This is a genomic window from Streptomyces sp. NPDC020884, assembly GCF_044333935.1.
Taxonomy (GTDB): Bacteria; Actinomycetota; Actinomycetes; order Streptomycetales; family Streptomycetaceae; genus Streptomyces.
In genome coordinates this window covers 342,749-362,683 of sequence record NZ_JBIRRY010000005.1, presented here as the reverse complement: position 1 = coordinate 362,683, position 19,935 = coordinate 342,749, and the positions used below count along the sequence as shown (strand labels likewise).

Annotated in this window: 19 protein-coding genes and 1 tRNA gene; 8 read left to right on the top strand and 12 right to left on the bottom strand. The window is 70.4% G+C overall.

The genetic code is table 11. From position 1 onward, the window contains the following. Positions 1-11 precede the first annotated feature (11 nt). The gene (locus ACH4UK_RS18530; protein ID WP_398357487.1) at positions 12-1,178 is read left to right on the top strand and encodes an acyl-CoA dehydrogenase family protein; all 1,167 of its coding nucleotides are present in this window, start codon (positions 12-14) and stop codon (positions 1,176-1,178) included. 25 nt (positions 1,179-1,203) lie between these two features. Here the strand turns inward: ACH4UK_RS18530 and ACH4UK_RS18525 are convergent, their stop codons facing one another. From ACH4UK_RS18525 to ACH4UK_RS18510, 4 genes are all read right to left on the bottom strand, one after another. Next, the gene (locus ACH4UK_RS18525; protein ID WP_398357485.1) at positions 1,204-1,548 is read right to left on the bottom strand and encodes a rhodanese-like domain-containing protein; all 345 of its coding nucleotides are present in this window, start codon (positions 1,546-1,548) and stop codon (positions 1,204-1,206) included. Between the two features lie 46 nt (positions 1,549-1,594). Further along, a complete protein-coding gene (locus ACH4UK_RS18520) occupies positions 1,595-2,545 on the bottom strand; it encodes a J domain-containing protein (protein ID WP_398357483.1) in 951 nt (316 codons plus the stop codon). A gap of 80 nt (positions 2,546-2,625) precedes the next feature. After that, positions 2,626-4,059, bottom strand: a complete 1,434-nt coding sequence (locus ACH4UK_RS18515; protein WP_398357481.1) for a DUF2252 domain-containing protein — start codon at positions 4,057-4,059, stop codon at positions 2,626-2,628. A gap of 184 nt (positions 4,060-4,243) precedes the next feature. Then, entirely contained in the window at positions 4,244-4,594 is a 351-nt protein-coding gene (locus ACH4UK_RS18510) for a winged helix-turn-helix transcriptional regulator (protein ID WP_398357480.1), read from the bottom strand. A 148-nt stretch (positions 4,595-4,742) separates the two neighbouring features. On the opposite strand from ACH4UK_RS18510, the gene ACH4UK_RS18505 reads away from it, so the two are divergent. Then, the gene (locus tag ACH4UK_RS18505) at positions 4,743-5,354 is read left to right on the top strand and encodes an FMN-dependent NADH-azoreductase (protein WP_398357478.1); all 612 of its coding nucleotides are present in this window, start codon (positions 4,743-4,745) and stop codon (positions 5,352-5,354) included. 191 nt (positions 5,355-5,545) lie between these two features. Here ACH4UK_RS18505 and ACH4UK_RS18500 read toward each other — a convergent pair whose 3' ends face one another. After that, complete coding sequence (locus ACH4UK_RS18500) at positions 5,546-6,373, bottom strand: ScbR family autoregulator-binding transcription factor (RefSeq protein WP_398357476.1); 828 nt, start codon at positions 6,371-6,373, stop codon at positions 5,546-5,548. A 300-nt stretch (positions 6,374-6,673) separates the two neighbouring features. Beyond that, a tRNA-Leu gene (locus ACH4UK_RS18495) sits at positions 6,674-6,756 on the bottom strand. 314 nt (positions 6,757-7,070) lie between these two features. On the opposite strand from ACH4UK_RS18495, the gene ACH4UK_RS18490 reads away from it, so the two are divergent. From ACH4UK_RS18490 to pknB, 6 genes are all read left to right on the top strand, one after another. Further along, complete coding sequence (locus ACH4UK_RS18490; RefSeq protein ID WP_398357474.1) at positions 7,071-7,928, top strand: FhaA domain-containing protein; 858 nt, start codon at positions 7,071-7,073, stop codon at positions 7,926-7,928. Between the two features lie 10 nt (positions 7,929-7,938). Beyond that, on the top strand, positions 7,939-8,457 hold the full coding sequence (locus tag ACH4UK_RS18485; RefSeq protein WP_003967913.1) for an FHA domain-containing protein: 519 nt from the start codon (positions 7,939-7,941) through the stop codon (positions 8,455-8,457). A 129-nt stretch (positions 8,458-8,586) separates the two neighbouring features. Then, entirely contained in the window at positions 8,587-10,083 is a 1,497-nt protein-coding gene (locus ACH4UK_RS18480) for a PP2C family protein-serine/threonine phosphatase (protein WP_398357769.1), read from the top strand. A gap of 22 nt (positions 10,084-10,105) precedes the next feature. After that, entirely contained in the window at positions 10,106-11,506 is a 1,401-nt protein-coding gene (locus ACH4UK_RS18475; protein ID WP_398357472.1) for an FtsW/RodA/SpoVE family cell cycle protein, read from the top strand. Then, positions 11,503-12,960 (top strand): peptidoglycan D,D-transpeptidase FtsI family protein, encoded by a 1,458-nt coding sequence (locus ACH4UK_RS18470; protein WP_398357471.1) that lies wholly within the window; start codon positions 11,503-11,505, stop codon positions 12,958-12,960. Before ACH4UK_RS18475 ends, ACH4UK_RS18470 begins: the two co-directional genes overlap by 4 nt. 171 nt (positions 12,961-13,131) lie before the next feature. Beyond that, entirely contained in the window at positions 13,132-15,126 is a 1,995-nt protein-coding gene (gene pknB / locus ACH4UK_RS18465; protein ID WP_398357469.1) for a Stk1 family PASTA domain-containing Ser/Thr kinase, read from the top strand. 115 nt (positions 15,127-15,241) lie between these two features. On the opposite strand, the gene ACH4UK_RS18460 is transcribed toward pknB, so the two are convergent. The 6 genes from ACH4UK_RS18460 to ACH4UK_RS18435 all read right to left on the bottom strand — a co-directional run bounded on the left by ACH4UK_RS18460 (position 15,242) and on the right by ACH4UK_RS18435 (position 19,825). Further along, a complete protein-coding gene (locus ACH4UK_RS18460) occupies positions 15,242-15,970 on the bottom strand; it encodes a class E sortase (RefSeq protein WP_398357467.1) in 729 nt (242 codons plus the stop codon). Between the two features lie 25 nt (positions 15,971-15,995). Further along, the gene (locus tag ACH4UK_RS18455; protein WP_398357465.1) at positions 15,996-17,420 is read right to left on the bottom strand and encodes a class E sortase; all 1,425 of its coding nucleotides are present in this window, start codon (positions 17,418-17,420) and stop codon (positions 15,996-15,998) included. After that, positions 17,417-18,055, bottom strand: a complete 639-nt coding sequence (locus ACH4UK_RS18450) for an aminodeoxychorismate/anthranilate synthase component II (RefSeq protein WP_398357463.1) — start codon at positions 18,053-18,055, stop codon at positions 17,417-17,419. Before ACH4UK_RS18450 ends, ACH4UK_RS18455 begins: the two co-directional genes overlap by 4 nt. Further along, positions 18,052-18,240 carry a hypothetical protein gene (locus ACH4UK_RS18445; protein ID WP_047177645.1) on the bottom strand — a complete coding sequence of 63 codons (189 nt, stop codon included), beginning with the start codon at positions 18,238-18,240 and terminating at the stop codon, positions 18,052-18,054. The genes ACH4UK_RS18450 and ACH4UK_RS18445 overlap by 4 nt, the downstream gene beginning before the upstream one ends. Before the next feature lie 77 nt (positions 18,241-18,317). Beyond that, complete coding sequence (locus tag ACH4UK_RS18440) at positions 18,318-19,016, bottom strand: class E sortase (RefSeq protein ID WP_398357461.1); 699 nt, start codon at positions 19,014-19,016, stop codon at positions 18,318-18,320. A gap of 41 nt (positions 19,017-19,057) precedes the next feature. Next, positions 19,058-19,825, bottom strand: coding sequence for a DUF881 domain-containing protein (locus ACH4UK_RS18435; protein ID WP_398357459.1), 768 nt, complete (start codon positions 19,823-19,825; stop codon positions 19,058-19,060). Positions 19,826-19,935: the final 110 nt, after the last annotated feature.

Here is a 19,935-nt window from a genome sequence, read left to right as displayed (position 1 = left end):
AGGCCGGGACAGTGGACTTCACCTTCACCGAGGAACAGCAGGCGGCCGTCGAGGCGGCCAGGGCCGTCTTCTCGGGTGTCGCGCCCGACCGCGCGCCCAGCCCCGCGCTGACCCCGGGCGCCGTGGCGCAGGACATCGACCGGCAGCTGTGGGACGAGCTGGCGCGCGCGGACCTGCTCGGGCTCACCCTGTCGCCGGACCACGGCGGCTCGGGGCTCGACCCGATCGCGCTCTGCCTCGTCCTGCGGGAGTCGGCCAGAGTCCTGGCGCGGGTTCCCCTGCTGGAGACCTGCGCGGTCGCGACGGCCCTCCAGCGGTACGGCGAGAACAGCCTCGCGGCCGAGCTGCTGCCCCGGGCCGGCCGGGGCGAACTGATCCTGACCGTCGGCGCCAACGGGCGCAGCGGCCACGATCCGGCCGAACTCGCCGTCACCGCACGGCCGTACAGCGAGGCCGGGGAGAACGGGACATCGGCAGCGGACTCCGGCTGGGTGCTGGACGGGGTGCAGTCCGCGGTTCCCTGGGCCCAGGTGGCCGACTGGATCGCCGTCCCCGCGCACACCGCCGAGGGCCGCCCGGTCCTGGCCCTCGTGCCCCGCACCCGCGACGGCGTCACCCTGGCGGACCAGGTCTCCACCAACGGTGAACGCCTGGCCGAGGTCCGGCTCGACGCCGTGCGCGTGGCGGCCCGCGAGCTGATCGACACCGCGGGCTGCTGGGAATGGCTGCGGTCCCTGCTCACCACGGGAACCTGCGCGCTCGCGCTGGGACTGGGCGAGCAAGTGCTCGCGATGACCGCCGAATACACCGGCAAGCGGGAGCAGTTCGGGTTCCCGGTGGCCACGTTCCAGGCGGTGGCGGTCCAGGCCGCCGACCGGTACATCGATCTGCGGGCGATGGAGGCGACGCTCTGGCAGGCCGCCTGGCGGATCTCCACCGACGCCGGGGGCCCGCTGCCCGTCGCGGGCGATGTGGCCGTGGCGAAGATCTGGGCCTCCGACGGGGTCCGCCGCGTCGTGCAGACCGCGCAGCACCTGCACGGCGGCTTCGGCGCGGACACCGACTACCCGCTGCACCGCTTCCACGCCTGGGCCAAGCAGATCGAACTCTCCCTCGGCCCGGCCTCAGCCCATGAAGAGGCCCTCGGGGACCTGCTGGCCGCGCACCCGCTCGGCTGACGCCGGGGACCGGCCCCGGCAGGGCTCAGAGGACGAAGGCCGGCGTGCCGCTGTCCGTGACCATCGGGCGGCCCGCGCCGTCCCAGGCCTGCATGCCGCCGTCGATGTTCACCGCGTCGACGCCCTGCTGGACCAGGTACTGGGTGACCTGGGCCGACCGGCCGCCGACCCGGCACATCACATGCACGCGCCGGCCGTCGTCGGCGGTCGCGGTCAGTTCGCCGAACCGGCCCACGAAGTCGCTCATCGGGATGTGCAGGGCACCCTCGACGTGACCGGCCGCCCACTCGTCGTTCTCACGGACGTCCAGGACGAAGCCGTCCGACGGCACCGCCGCGGCGTCCACCGAGGGCAGCGGGGCGAAATTCATGGGTCATGCCTTCTCTCGTACATACACGGCAGGGTCAAACGGAACGCTACTGCACCATCTCCGCGAGCTCGGCCTCACGCCGCGACACCTCGCCCAGCAGCTGCTCCGCGATGTCCTCCAGCAGCTGATCCGGGTCGTCCGGGGCCATCCGCAGCATCGAGCCGATCGCGCCCTCCTCCAGCTCCTTGGCGAGCACCGTCAGCAGCTCCTTGCGCCGGCTGAGCCACTCCAGCCGGGCGTAGAGCTCCTCGCTCTCGCTCAGCGGCGGCGGCTGCCGCACCGGACCGGCCGCCCACTCCGCCACGAGCTCCTTGAGCAGCTCGACGTCGCCGCGCCCGTAGGCGGCGTTCACCCGGGCGATGAACTCGTCCCGGCGCTGCCGCTCCGGCTCGTCCTGGGCGAGGTCCGGGTGCGCCTTGCGGGCCAGCTCCCGGTAGAGCTTGCGGGCCTCCTCGCTCGGCCTGACCCGCTTCGGCGGCCGGACCGGCTGCTCGGTGAGCATGGCCGCGGCCTCGGGGGACAGCCCGTCGGTGTCCATCCAGTCGTGGAACAGCTCGTCGACCCCGGGCATCGGCATGACGACCGCCCGCGCCTCCCGCGCCTTGCGCTCGTCCTCCGGATCCCCGGTCCGGGCGGCGTACGCCTCCGCGATCAGCGCGTCCAGCTCGTCGAGGCGGGTGTACATCGGGCCGAGCCTCTGGTGATGCAGCCGGGAGAAGTTCTCGACCTCCACCCGGAAGGTCTCCACCGCGATCTCGAACTCGATCAACGCCTGCTCGGCGACCTGCACCGCCCTGGCCAGCCGCGCCTCGGGGCGCGGCGCGGCGTCCTCGGGCCCGGCGGACTCCCCGGCAGCGGCGTCCGCGGCGCCGGAGGCGTCCGACGCCCCGGGGACGTCCTGCCCTTCGGGCGCGGGCTGCGGCGCGTCCTGCCGGTCGTTGTCCTGCCGGTCTTCGTCGTTCCGGGTGGTCGGCACCCCGGCGGCTTCGTGGGTCACCCGTCCAGCGTATGGCCACAGCCGGGCGGCGCCGCACACGCGGTGGGCCCCGGCCCCGGGCCCACCGCCTCACGGACCGGTCATATACCGAACTCGGCGGCCAGCCTGCCCGCCTTGATCGCCCGCACCAGCTCGGCGTGATCCGCCTCCGTGCGGTCGGCGTACGTCACCGCGAAGGCGGCCACGGCCGTGTCGAGCTCGTCGTTCTTGCCGCAGTAGCCCGCCAGCAGCCGGGGGTCGGCGCTGTGCGCGTGCGCCCGCGCGAGCAGCGCGCCGGTCATCCGCCCGTAGTCGTCCACCTGGTCGGCCGCGAGCGCTGCGGGGTCCACGCTGCCCTTGCGATTCCGGAACTGCCGGACCTGGAACTGCCGGCCGTCGACGTCCGCCCAGCCGAGCAGGATGTCGCTGACGACCTGCATCCGCTTCTGCCCGAGCACCACCCGGCGGCCCTCGTGCGCCACCTCCGGCACGTCGAAGCCGACCGCGGGCAGATAGGGCGCGAGCACCGAGGGGCGCGCCTCCTTCACCTGGAGGACGAGCGGCTCACCTCGGTGGTCCAGCAGCAGCACCACGTACGACCGGGTCCCCACGCTGCCGGTGCCGACCACCCGGAACGCCACGTCATGGATCGCGTACCGGGCCAGCAGCGGCACCCGGTCCTCGGAGACGGTGGAGAGATAGCCGCTCAGTCCGGCGGCCACGACCGCGGCCTCGGCGTCCGGCACCCGGCGCAGCACGGGCCGGGCGTCGACGAAGCGCCGGCCGCCGTCGGCGCACTCCTCGGTGGACCGGGCGGCGAAGCGGGCGCTGGTGTTGTTGCGGGCCTTCTCCGAGACCCGCTCCAGGGTCCCGACCAGGTCACGCGCGTCGGTGTGCGAGACGAGCTCCTCGTCGGCGATGGCGTTCCAGGCGTCGAGGGCGGGCAGCCGGGCCAGCAGCCGCATCGTGCGCCGGTAGGCGCCGACGGCGTCGTACGCGCCCCGGCGGCAGGTGTCCTCGTCGGCCCCGGCGGCCCGGCCCGCGAGCACCAGGGAGGTCGCCAGCCGCTTGAGGTCCCACTCCCACGGCCCGAAGACGGTCTCGTCGAAGTCGTTCAGATCGATGACCAGGCTGCCCCGGGCATCGCCGTAGAGGCCGAAGTTGGCCGCGTGCGCATCGCCGCAGAGCTGGGCGCCCACTCCGGTGACCGGGCTGCCCATCAGGTCGTGGGCCATCAGTCCGGCCGCACCCCGCAGGAAGGCGAACGGAGTGGCCGCCATCCGGCCCACCCGGATCGGCGTCAGTCCGGGCACCCGGCCCCGGTTCGACTCCTCGACCGCCCGCACCGCGTCCGGCCGTCCCGACGGCAGGACCAGCGAGTCGTGCGAGGACCGCGGCACGCGGTCGCGGAGCGCCTTGCCCGCCGCCTTCGGGGAACGCGTGGCCCCGTGCCGGGCGAACCCGGGCACGACCGGAATACGCTGATCCGACTTCGCGACACGCTGCTCCGGCATCGCCGTCCCGGTTCCGCCCATGGAGCGTCGCCTCCCCCACCCTCGTACCGCTTCCGGCTGCCCGGCTGTCCGACCGGCCAGCGGCCCTGTCCACCAGCGGCCGAGCACGACGGTACCGCCGATTCGCGGTCCGGGCCGGGGCCTGTGGACAGCCGCCCCCAGTCCCCGGTGGACAGACGGGGAGCGCCGGTCCGGTGGGACGCCGTCAGCAGCCGGTTCCGGCCTCCGGCGTCAGATAGGTGTCCGCCCACTGCCCCAGTTCCTTGAGCGCGGGCTCCATCGCGGCGCCGGCCTCGGTGAGCCGGTACGCGACGCGCAGCGGCGGCCCCTCGTCGACCTCGCGGATCACCAGGCCGGCCGCGCCGAGTTCGGTCAGCCGGTCCGAGAGCATGCGCTCGCTGATCCCGGGAATCGCCCGGCGCAGCTCCGCGAAGTGCACCGGGCGCTGCAGCAGCACCGAGACGATCGGGCCGGTCCAGCGCTTGCCGAACAACTCGAAGACGCGACTGATCCCCACATCGACCCGCCGACAGGTCTGTTCGCTGTGATCCGCCATACCCCTAGCGTACTGCGCCACCGTGGGTAGCTTACTAAAAATAAGTAGCTATGCTATTAGTAGTTACGTACGGAACGGATCCGACACGGACGACCGCGAGGTCTCGTCGACCCGCCCTCGTCCCTTTCCTCTCTCTGTGGAGATCCCCATGGCCACGCTTCTGCACCTCGACTCCGCCGTCTTCCCCCAGGGCTCCGCCTCCCGCGACGTCACCGCGGCGTTCGTCGAGGCCTGGCGCGAGCAGCACCCGGACGGCACCGTCATCCATCGTGACCTCGCCGCCGATCCGCTGCCCCACCTGGACGCCGGGGCCACCGCCGCGGGCGCCGACGACCCGCTGCGCCGGGAACTGGCCGACGAACTGGCCTCGGCGGACGCCGTCCTGATCGGCGCACCGATGTACAACTTCACGATCCCGTCCACCCTCAAGGCCTGGCTGGACCAGGTGATCATCGTCGGGCACAACGCGGGCCCGGACTTCCCCGTCGCCGGAACCCCGGTGACCGTCGTCGCCAGCCGCGGCGGCTCGTACGCTGCGGGCACCCCGCGCGAGAGCTTCGAATTTGTCCAGAATTACCTGGAGAAGGTGTTCTCCGGCATGCTCTCGATCGAGGTGGACTTCATCGTTCCGGAGCTGACCCTCGCCCACTCGCAGCCCTCGATGGCCGAACTGATCCCGCTCGCCGAGGCCTCCCGCGCCAAGGCGCTCGACGAGGCCCGGGAGAAGGCGAAGGCCCTCGCCACCCGCCTCGCCGTCTGAGACACCCACGACCGCAAGAACCGGGAGAACCCGCGAGGACCGGAAGAACCCGGAAATGCGGCAGGCCGCGGAGCTTCCACGAGCTCCGCGGCCCTGCCGCATGATGATCACGATCAATCGGTCGTTTCACGTGAAACACAGCACGTTCCGAGAACAGCACACCCTCAGGAACAGCACGCCCTGCGAGCGGATCAGACGACCCCTCCGGCCGCCACCCGCGCACCTGCGGGCTCCTCGTCGCCCTCCTCGGCGGTCCGCCCCTCCCGCGTACCCCGGTCGGACGGCCCGCCCCGCAGACCCGCGTCACCCGACCGGGAGCCCGAGTCCGTCGCGGAATCGGAGCCGGCGCCCTTGGCCTCCGCGGCGATCCTGGCCTCCTGCTCCTCCCGCTCCGCCTTCTCACGCGCCTGGGCCGCCAGATCCACCCGGCCCTCCGGCTTGATGTGCGCGATGACACCGGGGTGAGCGATCGACGGGAGGATGTGACGCCACATCTCCGCCACCTGCTCCCGCAGATCGGCGCGACCGGAGTCGGCCTCCGAGACCAGCTGAATGCCGGTGAACGAGGCGACGATGATTTTGGCCGACACCATCGGGTCGATCTGCGGGAACACCTCGCCGCGCTCCTTGCCCAGCTCCAGCATCCGGGCCGTCGCGTCGATCCAGTCGCCCCACGGATGCGGTCCGCCGAGGAAGACCCCCTCGATGGAGAGCCTGGTACCGGCACGGGCCATCGCGTTGTGACGCAGGGCGAAGGCGAACTGCTGGCCGCCGTCCACCAGGGACTGGAGCGGCGAGCCCTCCTGCTCGAACTCGACCGTGGCGGTCTGCTCGTCCATGATCGCCTGGGCGATGGCCTCCTTGGAGGCGAAGTGGAAGTACAAGGCCCCCTTGGTGACCTTGGCGCGACGGAGAATCTCCGAGATGGCGGCACGCTCGTAGCCGTAGTCGTCGAAGACACTCGCCGCGGCATCCACGATCGACCGCCACGTCTGAACCGCGCGAGCCTGCTTCGCCATTTCCTGCCTCCGGGACGTTCTGTGCGCTCAGCCCTTCACCGCCGAGCCGCCGTCGATCCAACCTCTGCGGCCAGCGTATGCAAGTACGCCGTTGCACCGGCTATCGGTCTGTCCGGAAACCGTGCCCGCACCCGGTGGATCACCACCTGCGGACGACCGCTGCCGCCCCGCACTTACCCGCCTGTCCGTACCCCGCCCGTCCGCCGAAAACACGGAACAACGGAAGAACCCCCGCTCCGGATCTCTCCGAAGCGGGGGTTCTCTCGAATCAACTACAACAGTCGCAAGCGACTGTCGTTGTGCGCGAGGGGGGATTTGAACCCCCACGTCCCTAAGGACACTGGCACCTGAAGCCAGCGCGTCTGCCGTTCCGCCACTCGCGCATGAGTGGTGTTTTCAGACTCTCGCTGTGTGGTGCGAGCGCCTGGCGACATTCGGAAGATTAGCACGGTGGACAGGGTGGATTCACATCCGTTGTTTCGCCGACTCCGGGAGGGGAAGCGGGAACCCCGACCCATCGCCCCCCACTCCTCCAGAGTGGGTCCCGGGTGCGGGACACTGTGAGGAGGCCACCTCTACGATCCGTGTGAGGGGTGACACTCATCCACAGGCCAGACATGGGGAACCAGCCGATTTCCCGACGCGTGGATACGATCAGTAAGCAGTACAGGGACGATGACACCGGAGGAGGTGCCCCATGGGGGTCATGAAGCGTTTCGAGCAGCGCCTCGAGGGGCTGGTCAACGGCACCTTCGCCAAGGTCTTCAAGTCCGAGGTGCAGCCCGTCGAGATCGCCGGCGCCCTCCAGCGGGAGTGCGACAACAACGCAACGATCTGGAACCGCGAGCGGACCGTCGTCCCCAACGACTTCATCGTCGAGCTCAGCACACCCGACTACGAGCGGCTCAGCCCGTACTCCGGTCAGCTGGGCGACGAGCTCTCGGGCCTGGTGCGCGACTACGCCAAGCAGCAGCGCTACACCTTCATGGGTCCGATCAAGGTCCATCTGGAGAAGGCCGACGACCTCGACACCGGGCTCTACCGGGTCCGCAGCCGCACGCTGGCGTCGAGTTCGTCACAGCAGGACCAGTCGGCCCCGCCCCAGCAGCCCGCGACCGGGCGGCCCGCCGCCCCGCAGGCTCCCGGCGGCTACGGCTACCCCCCGAGCGCCGCTCCGCCGATGCCGGCGGCCCCGCCGCCCGGCGCCGGACGGCCCCCGGGTCCCACGAACGACCGGCGTCCGCCGGCCACGCCCGGCCCCCTGCCGGACGCCCGGACGCGGCGCTGGATCGAGATCAACGGCACCCGCCATCAGATCTCCCGCCCGACGTTGGTGATGGGACGATCCACCGACGCCGATGTGCGGATCGACGACCCCGGCGTATCGCGCCGGCACTGTGAGATCCGGACCGGAACGCCCTCGACGATCCAGGATCTCGGGTCTACCAACGGCATCGTGGTAGACGGGCAGCACACCACCCGCGCTACGCTCCGCGACGGCTCGCGGATCGTCGTGGGCAGCACCACCATCGTTTACCGGCAAGCCGAAGGGTGAAGCGGGGGCAATGTCAGAGCTGACCCTGACGGTCATGCGGCTAGGTTTCCTGGCTGTTCTGTGGCTGTTCGTCATCGTGGCCGTTCAGGTCATCCGCAGCGACCTGTTCGGAACGCGCGTCACGCAGCGCGGCTCACGCCGCACTGCCGCCGACGCGCGTCCCCAGCAGGGCCGCCAACAACAACAAGCGGCGCCGCCCCAGCAGCGCCAGCAGCCCGGCCGGCAGCGCCGCGGGGCACCCACAAAGCTGGTCGTGTCCGAAGGCACGCTCACGGGCACCACGGTCGCGCTCCAGGGCCAGACCATCACCCTGGGCCGCGCCCACGATTCAACGATCGTGCTGGATGACGACTACGCGTCCAGCAGGCATGCCAGGATCTACCCGGACCGTGACGGCCAGTGGATCGTCGAGGATCTCGGGTCCACCAACGGCACGTATCTGGAACGGACCCGGCTCACCACCCCGACACCAGTTCCGCTGGGCGCGCCGATCCGTATCGGCAAGACCGTCATCGAGCTGCGGAAGTAGTACGACAATGAGCGAGCGGAGCGAGCGAGCCGCGGCGGTCCCGACGGCGGACGCTGCCCGGTTCCCGACCGGAGGGTGGGCAGTGTGGCTCGAGACAGGCTGTACCCCGAGCCGACGGACGAGGTGCGCATGAGTCTGTCGCTGCGCTTCGCCGCCGGGTCGCACAAGGGCATGATCCGGGAGGGCAACGAGGACTCCGGCTATGCCGGTCCCCGGCTCCTCGCCATCGCCGACGGCATGGGCGGCCAGGCGGCCGGTGAGGTCGCCAGCTCCGAGGTGATCTCCACGCTCGTCCCGCTCGACGACGACGTGCCGGGATCCGACCTCCTGACCTCGCTCGGCACGGCCGTCCAGCAGGCCAACGACCAGTTGCGCGTCATGGTCGAGGAGGACCCCCAGCTGGAGGGCATGGGCACCACGCTCACCGCCCTGCTCTGGACCGGTCAGCGCCTCGGCCTGGTGCACGTCGGCGACTCCCGCGCGTACCTGCTGCGCGACGGCGTCCTGACGCAGATCACCCAGGACCACACCTGGGTGCAGCGCCTCGTCGACGAGGGCCGGATCACCGAGGAAGAAGCCACCACCCACCCGCAGCGCTCCCTGCTGATGCGGGCGCTGGGCAGCGGCGACCATGTCGAACCGGACCTCTCCATCCGCGAAGTCCGCGCCGGCGACCGCTACTTGATCTGCTCGGACGGCCTCTCCGGCGTTGTCTCGCACCAGACGATGGAAGAGACCCTCGCCAGCTACCAGGGCCCGCAGGAGACCATCCAGGAGCTGATCCAGCTCGCTCTGCGCGGCGGCGGCCCCGACAACATCACCTGCATCGTCGCCGACGTCCTGGACGTCGACGGCAACGACAGCCTGGCCGGGCAGCTCAACGACACCCCGGTCGTCGTCGGCGCGGTCGCGGAGAACCAGGCCCAGCTGGGCGACGGCGGAGCCATGCAGACGCCCGCCGGACGCGCCGCCGGCCTCGGCCGGCCCGTGCCCCCGCCCGCTGGCGGCTTCGGCCCGCCCGGCAGCGGCGACGTCGGCTACGGGGGCATGCCGGACGGCTCCTACGACGCCTACACGGACGACGACTTCGCCAAGCCCGGCGGCCGTAAGTGGCTGAAGCGCTCTCTCTACATCGTGCTGGCGCTGGCCGTGATCGGCGGCGGTCTGTACGGCGGCTACCGCTGGACGCAGACGCAGTACTACGTCGGCGCGCAGGACGAGAACGTCGCGTTGTTCCAGGGCATCAGCCAGGACCTCGCCTGGGTCTCGCTCTCGAAGGTCGAGAAGAACCACCCCGAGATCGAGCTCAAGTACCTGCCGCCGTACCAGCGCAAGCAGGTCGAGTCGACCATCGCCGAGGGCAACATCACCGACGCCCGCAAGAAGGTCGCCGAGCTCGCCGCCCAGGCCTCCGCCTGCAAGAAGGACGCGCAGCGCCGCGCGGCCGACGCCGAGAACCGGGCCCGTACGGGCGAGGGCGAGGCCGGCGGCACCGCCGGAGCCCCCGCCACCAGGACTTCCGCCACGTCCTCCGCCAAGGGGACCAAGCCGACCACCGCTCCCACTCCCGGCCCCAGCCTCTCGGAGGAAGAGAAGAAGCTGGTCCCGCAGTGCGGTAAGCAGTAAGCCGTAGGGGGCCTTCAGCACCATGAGCGTTGTCACCAACACGACCACCATCGGCGCGATCGACGCACCGAGCCGCCGCAACACCGAGCTGGCGCTCGTCGTCTTCGCCGTCGCCATCTCGGTGTTCGCCTACGCCAACGTGGGCCTCGCCCTCAACGGCGAACTGCCCGCGGGCATGCTCGGCTACGGGGCGGGGCTCGCCCTGCTCGGCGGCGTGGCCCATCTTGTGGTGCGCAGGTTCGCCAAGTACGCCGATCCGTTGCTGCTGCCGCTGGCCACCCTGCTGAACGGCCTGGGGCTGGCGCTGATCTGGCGCCTGGACCAGTCGGAGCGGCTGGCGCGGCTCCCCAGCTTCGCGCCCGCCGCCTCCAAGCAGCTGATCTTCTCGGCGATGGGCGTGGCGCTGTTCATCGGTGTGCTGCTCCTGCTGAAGGACCACCGCATCCTCCAGCGCTACACCTACATCTCCATGGTGTTGGCGCTGATCCTGCTGATCCTGCCGATGTTCTTCCCGGCCCAGTTCGGCGCGAAGATCTGGATCACCATCCCCGGCATCGGCTCCATCCAGCCCGGCGAGTTCGCGAAGATCGTCATCGCGATCTTCTTCTCCGGCTATCTGATGGTGAAGCGCGACGCCCTGGCCCTCGCCAGCCGCCGGTTCATGGGCATGTACCTGCCTCGCGGGCGGGACCTCGGTCCGATCCTCGCCATCTGGGCGATGTCGATCCTGATCCTCGTCTTCGAGACCGACCTCGGCACCTCGCTCCTCTTCTTCGGCATGTTCGTCGTCATGCTCTACGTGGCGACCGAGCGCACCAGCTGGATCGTCTTCGGCCTCACCATGTCGGCCGTCGGCGCGGTGGGTGTGGCCTCCTTCGAGCCGCACGTGCAGGACCGGGTCACCGCCTGGCTCGACCCCTTCGCCGGCTGGGGCACTCATGCCGCCAGTGAGCAGATGGCCCAGGTGCTGATGGCCTTCGGCTCCGGCGGCACGCTCGGGACCGGACTCGGCCAGGGCAACTCCGACCTCATCCTCTTCGCGGCCAACACCGACTTCATCCTCGCCACCGTGGGCGAGGAGCTCGGGCTCGCCGGCGTGATGGCGTTCCTCCTGCTGTACGGGCTGATCGTCGAGCGCGGTGTGCGCACCGCGCTGGCCGCCCGCGACCCGTTCGGCAAGCTGCTGGCCATCGGGCTCTCCGGGGCCTTCGCCATCCAGGTCTTCGTCGTCGCCGGCGGTGTCATGGGACTCATCCCGCTCACCGGTATGACGATGCCGTTCCTCGCGGCAGGCGGATCGTCGGTCATCGCCAACTGGGCCCTGATCGGCATCCTGATCCGCATCAGCGACACGGCCCGCCGTCCGGCACCGGCGCCCGCGCCCTCGACCGACGCCGAAATGACGCAGGTGGTCCGCCCGTGAACAAGCCCTTGCGCCGCGTCGCGATCTTCTGCGGCATCCTGATGCTCGCCCTGCTCATCCGGGACAACTGGCTCCAGTACGCCCGCGCCGACGAGCTGAACAGCCACAAGTACAACCGCCGCGTCGAGATCGAGCGGTACGCCCACGAGCGCGGCGACATCATCGTCGACGGCAAGGCCATCACCGGGTCCGCCGAGACCGAGGACAGCGACTTCACGTACAAGCGGGTCTGGAAGAACGGGCCCCTGTGGGCCCCCGTGACCGGCTATTCGTCGCAGGCCTTCGACTCCTCGCAGCTGGAGAACCTCGAGGACGGCATCCTCACCGGCAACAGCGACCAGCTGTTCTTCGACCGGACGCTGTCGATGTTCACGGGCGAGAAGAAGCGGGGCGGCAACATCGTCACCACGCTGAACGGGGACGCCCAGAAGGCCGCCTTCAAGGGGCTCGGCGACAAGAAGGGCGCGGCCGTCGCCCTCGACCCGAAGACCGGCGCCATCCTCGCCCTCGCCAGCACCCCGTCCTACGACCCCTCGTCCTTCGCCGGGAACTCCCTCAAGGATTCGGACAACCGGCAGAAGCTCCTGAAGGACAAGGACAAGCCGATGCTCAACCGGGCCCTGCGCGAGACCTATCCCCCGGGCTCCACCTTCAAGGTCGTCACCGCCTCCGCAGCCCTCGAGAACGGGCTCTACGACGACATCGACGCCAAGACGGAGTCGCCGCTGCCCTGGACGCTGCCGCAGTCCACCACGCAGCTCCAGAACGAGGGCAACATCCCCTGCGAGAACGCCTCGTTGCGCGACGCCCTGCGCGTGTCGTGCAACACCGTCTTCGGGAAGATGAGCGACGACCTCGGCAACAAGAAGATGATCGAGCAGACGGACAAGTTCGGCTTCAACAAGGAAGTCTTCACGCCCGTCCGCGCCGACGCGAGCATCTACCCCGAGGACAACAGGCCGCAGAACGCGATGGCCGGCATCGGTCAGGCGTCCAACCGCACCACCCCGCTCCAGATGGCCATGGTGGCCTCCGCGATCGCCAACGACGGCAGGCTGATGCAGCCGTACATGGTCGCCGAACGCCAGGCGCCCAACCTGGACCCGGTCTACACCCACGAGCCCGAAGAGCTCAGCCGCGCGCTCTCCGGTGAGAACGCCCAGAAGGTCCAGCAGATGATGGAGACCGTCGTCAAGGACGGAACGGGAACCAACGCGCAGATCCCCGGCGTCACAGTGGGCGGCAAGACCGGTACCGCACAGCACGGTCTGAACAACAGCGAGAAGCCGTACGCATGGTTCATCTCGTACGCGAAGACCGACAACGGTTCCCCGGTCGCCGTCGCCGTCGTGGTCGAGGACGGCAACGCCAACCGGGACGACATCTCCGGTGGCGGGCTGGCCGCCCCCATCGCGCGCGACGTGATGAAGGCGGTCATCGACGCCAAGAAGTGAGACCTGTCACGGCTGCCGCCCGTCATACCGGACATCGGATACCGGTCGGATATCGGCTGACGGGTGCGGGCTGATCACGTCACCCGTGCCCGGTAGCGTATGCGCGAACAGCGCACCGCCGCGGACCACACACGGGTGCGGTCGGGACTGACGGAGAGGGCTGGAACAGTTATGGAAGAGCCGCGTCGCCTCGGCGGCCGGTACGAGCTGGGCTCGGTGCTCGGCCGTGGTGGCATGGCTGAGGTCTACCTCGCCCACGACACCCGGCTCGGCCGCACCGTAGCTGTGAAGACGCTCCGGGCCGATCTGGCCCGCGACCCGTCCTTCCAGGCCCGGTTCCGCCGTGAGGCCCAGTCGGCCGCCTCGCTCAACCACCCCGCGATCGTCGCCGTGTACGACACCGGCGAGGACTACGTCGACGGGGTCTCCATCCCGTACATCGTGATGGAGTACGTCGACGGGTCGACGCTGAGGGAACTGCTGCACTCCGGTCGCAGACTGCTCCCCGAGCGCACGCTGGAGATGACGGTCGGCATCCTCCAGGCCCTGGAGTACTCGCACCGCGCCCAGATCGTCCACCGTGACATCAAACCGGCGAACGTCATGCTGACGCGCACCGGTCAGGTCAAGGTCATGGACTTCGGCATCGCCCGCGCCATGGGCGACTCCGGGATGACGATGACGCAGACCGCCGCGGTCATCGGCACCGCCCAGTACCTCTCCCCGGAGCAGGCCAAGGGCGAGCAGGTCGACGCGCGCTCCGACCTGTACTCCACCGGCTGCCTGCTGTACGAGCTGCTCGCCGTGCGGCCCCCGTTCGTCGGGGACTCGCCCGTCGCGGTGGCCTACCAGCACGTCCGGGAGGAGCCGCAGCCGCCGAGCAACTTCGACCCCGAGATCACGCCCGAGATGGACGCGATCGTCCTCAAGGCGCTGACCAAGGACCCGGACTACCGCTACCAGTCCGCCGACGAGATGCGGGCCGACATCGAGGCCTGCCTCGACGGCCAGCCGGTCGCGGCCACGGCGGCGATGGGCGCCGCGGGGTACGGGGGCTACGACGGCTACAACAGCGACCAGCCCACCGCGGCCCTGCGCCCGACCGACCCGAACAACGCGCAGACCTCGATGCTGCCGCCGGTCAATCCGGACGACGGCTACGGCTACGACGACCGCGCGGGCCGTCGGCGCCAGCAGAAGAAGAGCAACACCTCGACGATCCTGCTGGTCGTCGCGGGCATTCTGGTGCTCGTCGGCGCGATCCTGATCGGCCGGGTGATCTTCACCCCGAACAGCGACGACGGCCAGATCAAGGCCCCGAACCTGGTGGGCTCCACGCTCGACGGCGCGAAGAGACTCGCGGAAAACGCCGGCGTCACCGTGAAGGTCGGCACCGAGGAACCGTGCGAGGAGCAGGAGAAGGGCGAGATCTGCTCGCAGGATCCGACGGCCGACGCGCTGATGGACAAGGACGGCACCGTCACGGTCGTCGTCTCCGCCGGAGCGCCGAAGATCGAGGTCCCCAACGTCCTGGAGAAGTCCGAGGACGGAGCCCGCGAGGAGCTGGAGAAGAAGGGCTTCACGGTCAACGTCACCACGGCGGAGTCCGAGGAGACCGAGGGGACCGTGATCAAGCAGGACCCCAAGGGCGGCGAGAAGGCCGAGGACGGGGCCGAGATCACCATCACGGTGGCCATGCAGACGACCGACCCGATGCCCAACGTGCTCACCCGTCAGTACGACGCAGCGGTGACCCAGCTCAACCAGCTCGGGTTCACCAACGTCTCACGGGCCGACGTGGACTCGGAGAAGCCGGCCGGTGAAGTGGTCGAGCAGACCCCCGCGGGCCCGAGCAAGCAGGCCAAGGACGTGCAGATCGTCCTGAAGGTCTCCAAGGGGCCGGCGCAGCCGGAGAAGGTCCAGATCCCCGGTGACCTCGGCGGCAAGTCGTACCAGGACGTGAAGGGCCAGCTCGAAGGGCTCGGCTTCGTGGTCGCACTCTCCCCCGGTTCGGTCGACAAGCCGAACGCCCGGGTGATCACGAGCAGCCCGGCGCCGAACACCCCGGCGGACAAGGGCAGCACCGTCACCGTCGTGACCATCGAGGGCGGCGGCGGAGACAACGGGAACGGCGGAGGCGGCCTCTTCGGAGGCGCGGGCGACTGACCGCCACCGCGCACCCCACCGCGTACGGCGAAGGGCCCCGGTCACCACGATGGTGACCGGGGCCCTTCCCGTGGGCGTGTGCGCGCTACGCGTACGCGTGCTCGGCGCGGACGGCTCAGCGCAGCTCCACCGGCCGCGTGCGGTCCTTGTCGACCTTCTCCGTACGCTCCAGCTCGCCCCAGACGATGTACCGGTACTTCGAGGTGTAGACCGGGGTGCAGGTCGTCAACGTGATGTAGCGGCCCGGCTCCCCGACGCCCGACTCCTCCGGGACCGGCTGGATCACGTCGACGTTGAACTTCGACGTCTCGGGGAGCGTCTTGTAGACCTTGTAGACGTACCAGGTGTCCTTGGTCTCGAAGACGACCGGATCGCCGTTCTTGAGCTTGTGGATGTTGTGGAACTTGGCGCCGTGCCCGTCGCGGTGGGCGGCCAGCGTGAAGTTGCCCTCGTCGTCCCAGGGGAGGCCCGACTCGACGGGGTCCGTGTAGTAGCCCGCGATGCCGTTGTTGAGGGTCTTGGGATCGGTGCCCTTCTTGACCAGCACCTCGCCGTTCTTCATGGCGGGCACGTGCAGGAAGCCGATGCCGTCCTTGGTGTCCAGGGCGCCCGGCCCGTCCGCCCACCTGCTGCGGACCGTGTCGCCCTGTCTGTCGGCCTCGCGGTCGGCGAGCACGTTGGTCCACCACAGGGAGTACGCGACGAACAGCGCGAGCACCAGGCCCGCGGTGATCAGCAGTTCACCGAAGACGCTGACGGCCGTCGCGACGGGGTGGCGGACGCGCCGGCGCGCCGGGGGCGGGGATGTGTCGGTCCGCTCGTCGTGCTCGGTCCTCGCTGCCACCGCACCGTCCCTGTCGTGAGGATGTTCAGCCGACGAGCGCGTCGGGCTTTCCCTCGCTGCGCGGCCGTTCGTCGACCATCTTGCCCCAGACGATCAGCCGGTAGGTACTCGTGAATTCCGGGGTGCAGGTCGTCAGCGTGAGGTATTTGCCCGGCCCCTCGAACCCCGAACCGGCCGGGACCGGCTCGATCACCGAGATGTTGGACGGCGAGGTCTGCGGGAGGATGCTGGCCATCTCGTACGTGTAGTAGGCGTCCTGCGTCTCGACCACGATCGGGTCACCGGGGACGAGCTTGTTGATGTAGCGGAACGGTTCGCCGTGGGTGTTGCGGTGACCGGCCACCGCGAAGTTGCCCTGTTCGTCGGAGGGCATCGCGGTCTTGAGCTTGCCCTCGCCGTAGTGGCCGATCATCCCCCGGTCGAGGACCTTCTCCTTGTCGATGCCCTCGGCGATCGGCGCGACGACGTCCAGCTTGGGAATGTGCATGATCGCGAAGCCCTGGCCGGGTGCGAACACCCCGGGCTTCCGGTCGCCGTTGGCCCATTCGTCCTGGATCCGGTTCGTCTCCTTGCCGGCGATCTGCTCGGCCCGGATGTTGGTCCACCAGAGCTGGTAGGTGACGAACAGCAGCATCAGCACGCCCAGCGAGATGAACACCTCGCCGACCACCCGGCTGGCGACGACCGCCGGACTGTCCTTCGCCGCCCGCGCCGCGCGCCGGGCCTCCACCCGGGACATCGGGGCGGCGGCCGGGGCGGCCTGCTCCGCGACCGCTCCCGGACGCCGACGGCCGCGCCCCTTGGCCGCCCGTCGCCGCTCGGCCCGCCCGCCGGAGGGAGGCGGGCCGTCGCCTCCCACGTCGTCGGCGGGGGTTTCCGCGCCGGCCCCCTGCTCCTGGGCCGGCTCGAACGGCGTGGCGGTCCCGTACGCCCCGGCGGGCTCGGCCGGGATGCGGGGGATGACTTCGGTGCGCGGCTCGGCGGGCCCCCCGGCGACTGCGCCGATGACCTCGGTGCGCGGCTCGGCGGAAGGGTCGGGGACCGGGGCCCGCTGCTCGGCCGCCGCTATTCGCGCAGACGGCTCCTGAGGCGCGTACCAGTCCCGTTGGTACCCAGCGGGGTCGTACCACTCGCTGGGGGCTCCCTGGGGCTGCTGAGACCCTTGGTGGGGTGCATACCCGGCTTCGTACGCCGGTGCCGCCGCCGTGCCCGGGTCGCCCGGGATGTTGTCCGCCCGGAACCACGGCGAGCCGTGCCCACCGGGCAACGGGTCGGTGAGCGGGTCCACGCCGGGCAGCGGACCGTTGAGCGGGTCCACGCCGGGCAGCGGGTCGTTGAGCGGATCCGCGAGGCCGTCCACCGCCGCCACGAACGCGTCGTCGGGCCCGTACGGCCCTCGCGCGTGAGGGCCCTCCGGTCCGGCGTCCGGCCCGGGACGGCCTGCGGTCACGCGGCGGCCTTGCCCACCACCGGCGCGAGCCCCGCCGACCGCGCGACGGCCCCCTCGTCCCCGCACTGCTCCAGCCAGTTGGCGAGCATCAGGTGGCCGTGCTCGGTGAGCACCGACTCGGGGTGGAACTGCACGCCCTCCACCGCCCGGTCGCGGTGGCGGACCCCCATGATGATGCCGTCCGCCGTGCGGGCGGTGACCTCCAGCTCCGGAGGCAGCGCGCCGGGTTCGGCGGCGAGCGAGTGGTAGCGCGTCGCGGTGAAGGGGGACGGCAGCCCGGTGAAGACGCCCTTGCCCTCGTGGATCACGGGGGAGGTCTTGCCGTGCAGCAGCTCGGGGGCCCGGTCGACGACACCGCCGTACGCCACCGCCATCGACTGCATCCCCAGGCAGACGCCGAAGACCGGAACGCCGGTGTCCGCGCAGTGGCGCACCATCTCGACGCAGACACCGGCCTGCTCGGGCGTGCCGGGGCCCGGCGAGAGCAGGACGCCGTCGAAGCCGTCCTGGGCGTGGGCGGTGGTCACCTCGTCGTTGCGCAGCACCTCGCACTCGGCACCGAGCTGGTAGAGGTACTGGACGAGGTTGAAGACGAAGCTGTCGTAGTTGTCCACGACGAGGATGCGTGCGCTCACTGGTCGGCTCCTGCTCCACCGGCGCTCGCGCCGTCGACGGTCACGTCACCGAACGGAAGCAGCGGCTCGGCCCAGGGGAAGACGTACTGGAACAGTGCGTAGACGACCGCCAGAACCAGCACGAGCGAGATGACGCCCCGCACCCATGCGTTGCCCGGCAGATGCCGCCAGATCCAGCCGTACATGCTGACCCCTCCGTTCGGTACCGCACCAGACTAGAGGGCCGCGGCCGGGGCGTGGGTCAGCTGGGGAAAAGCGCGGGTCAGCCGGAAAGCTCCGGCGGCCTGCCGTCGCTCACCGGCCGCGTCGCGTCCAGATGCGCCCAGACGATCAGCCGGTGGCTGCTGCCCCATTCCGGCTCGCACGTGGTGAGCGTCAGATAGCGTCCGGCGCCCTCGAACCCGGAGCCGCGGGGCACCGGGTCGACGACGGCGGTGTCGGTGGGCACGGTCCGGTACGGCTGCTTCGCGATGCGGTACGTGAACCAGGTCGTGCCGTCGTTGACGACCACCGCGTCCCCGGCGCGCAGCTTCGGGAAGTCCTTGAAGGGGTCGCCGTACGTCCGCCGGTGCCCGGCGACCGCGAAGTTGCCCCGGTCGCCGGGGCGAGCGGTACCGCTGTAGTGCCCGAGCCCCCTCTGCAAGGTTGTGACCTCGGTGTTCTCCAGGACGGGCCACTCCCAGCCGGTGCCGAAGCGGGGGATATGCATCATCGCGAAGGGCTTCCCGTCACGGTAGGGAACCGGCGGGGCCGGGGTGGAGGGCTCGGCGGAGGCGGGCGGCGGGGCCGGCGTCACGGGGCCCCGGGCCCACTGGCTGTGCAGGGTGTCGATCTCGCTCTCCGCCGCGTCGGCGGCCTTCACACCCGTCCACAGAAGGACGTACGCCACGAAGAGAATGATCAGCGCGCCCACGGTGATGCAGAGCTCACTGAAGGTTCTGACGACGATGCGCACCGACACGGGACGGGCCTCCCCGGGCTCGGCTGGGGCTCAGCCAGGACTCACTGCACAGGCTGTGCGTAGTGGAGATCCACTGTGCCCGAGTACCCCGGAAGAGTCACCGCCTCGTTCTCGTCGACTTTCCAGCCCAGGCCGTACGCCTTCACGTACAGCAGGTAGTTCTGGATCGCGGTGGAGCCGTTGAGGGCCCGCTTGAGCTTGCCCGGGTCGCCGACCGCGGTGACCTTGTACGGCGGGGAGTAGACGCGGCCCTGGAGGATCAGGGTGTTGCCCACGCAGCGGACGGCGCTGGTGGAGATCAGCCGCTGGTCCATCACCTGGATTCCGCGTGCCCCGCCCTGCCACAGCGCGTTCACCACGGCCTGCAGGTCCTGCTGGTGGATGACCAGGTCGTTGGGCTGGGGCTCGGGGTAGCCGGGGTTGGCGGTGGCGTCGGGGGGCGCGTCGTCGAGGGTCACGCTGACGGAGTCGCCGGTGATCTTCGTGGTGCCGGCCGCCTTCTCCAGGGCCTTCAGCCGGGCGTCCTCGGCCCTGGTGGAGCCGTCGTCGCGCTGGGCGAGCGCGTCGATGTCCGCGCGGGCGCCGGCGACCGCGTCGTTCAGCTCGCCGTTCTTCTCGCTGCGCTCCCTGATCAGGTCGGAGAGCTTGAGGAGGGAGGAGTCACTGCGCAGATTGGTGCCCTTGGCGGTGTTGGCGCTGGTGACGAAGATGAGTCCGGCCAGGGCGAAGACCGCAGCGGTCAGGCCCCGGACCGCCCACACGGAGGTGCGTCGGACCGGGCCTTCCGGGGAGTCGGCAGAATTGCTCAACGTACCCTTATCTCATCAGGCGCCAGAGAAGCACTACGCTAACGGACGCTCGGGGGAGGCAGTATTCCCCCTGGCACCCCGCCCCCGGCGCCCGCCACAGATCCCTGCGC

Coding starts and splice junctions, on each gene's coding strand:
- ACH4UK_RS18525 (WP_398357485.1), bottom strand. CDS start 1,548: ATGAATTTCGCCCCGCTGCCCTCGGTGGACGCCGCGGCGGTGCCGTCG.
- ACH4UK_RS18515 (WP_398357481.1), bottom strand. CDS start 4,059: ATGGGCGGAACCGGGACGGCGATGCCGGAGCAGCGTGTCGCGAAGTCG.
- ACH4UK_RS18510 (WP_398357480.1), bottom strand. CDS start 4,594: ATGGCGGATCACAGCGAACAGACCTGTCGGCGGGTCGATGTGGGGATC.
- ACH4UK_RS18505 (WP_398357478.1), top strand. CDS start 4,743: ATGGCCACGCTTCTGCACCTCGACTCCGCCGTCTTCCCCCAGGGCTCC.
- ACH4UK_RS18500 (WP_398357476.1), bottom strand. CDS start 6,373: ATGGCGAAGCAGGCTCGCGCGGTTCAGACGTGGCGGTCGATCGTGGAT.
- ACH4UK_RS18490 (WP_398357474.1), top strand. CDS start 7,071: ATGGGGGTCATGAAGCGTTTCGAGCAGCGCCTCGAGGGGCTGGTCAAC.
- ACH4UK_RS18485 (WP_003967913.1), top strand. CDS start 7,939: ATGTCAGAGCTGACCCTGACGGTCATGCGGCTAGGTTTCCTGGCTGTT.
- ACH4UK_RS18480 (WP_398357769.1), top strand. CDS start 8,587: ATGAGTCTGTCGCTGCGCTTCGCCGCCGGGTCGCACAAGGGCATGATC.
- ACH4UK_RS18475 (WP_398357472.1), top strand. CDS start 10,106: ATGAGCGTTGTCACCAACACGACCACCATCGGCGCGATCGACGCACCG.
- pknB (WP_398357469.1), top strand. CDS start 13,132: ATGGAAGAGCCGCGTCGCCTCGGCGGCCGGTACGAGCTGGGCTCGGTG.
- ACH4UK_RS18445 (WP_047177645.1), bottom strand. CDS start 18,240: ATGTACGGCTGGATCTGGCGGCATCTGCCGGGCAACGCATGGGTGCGG.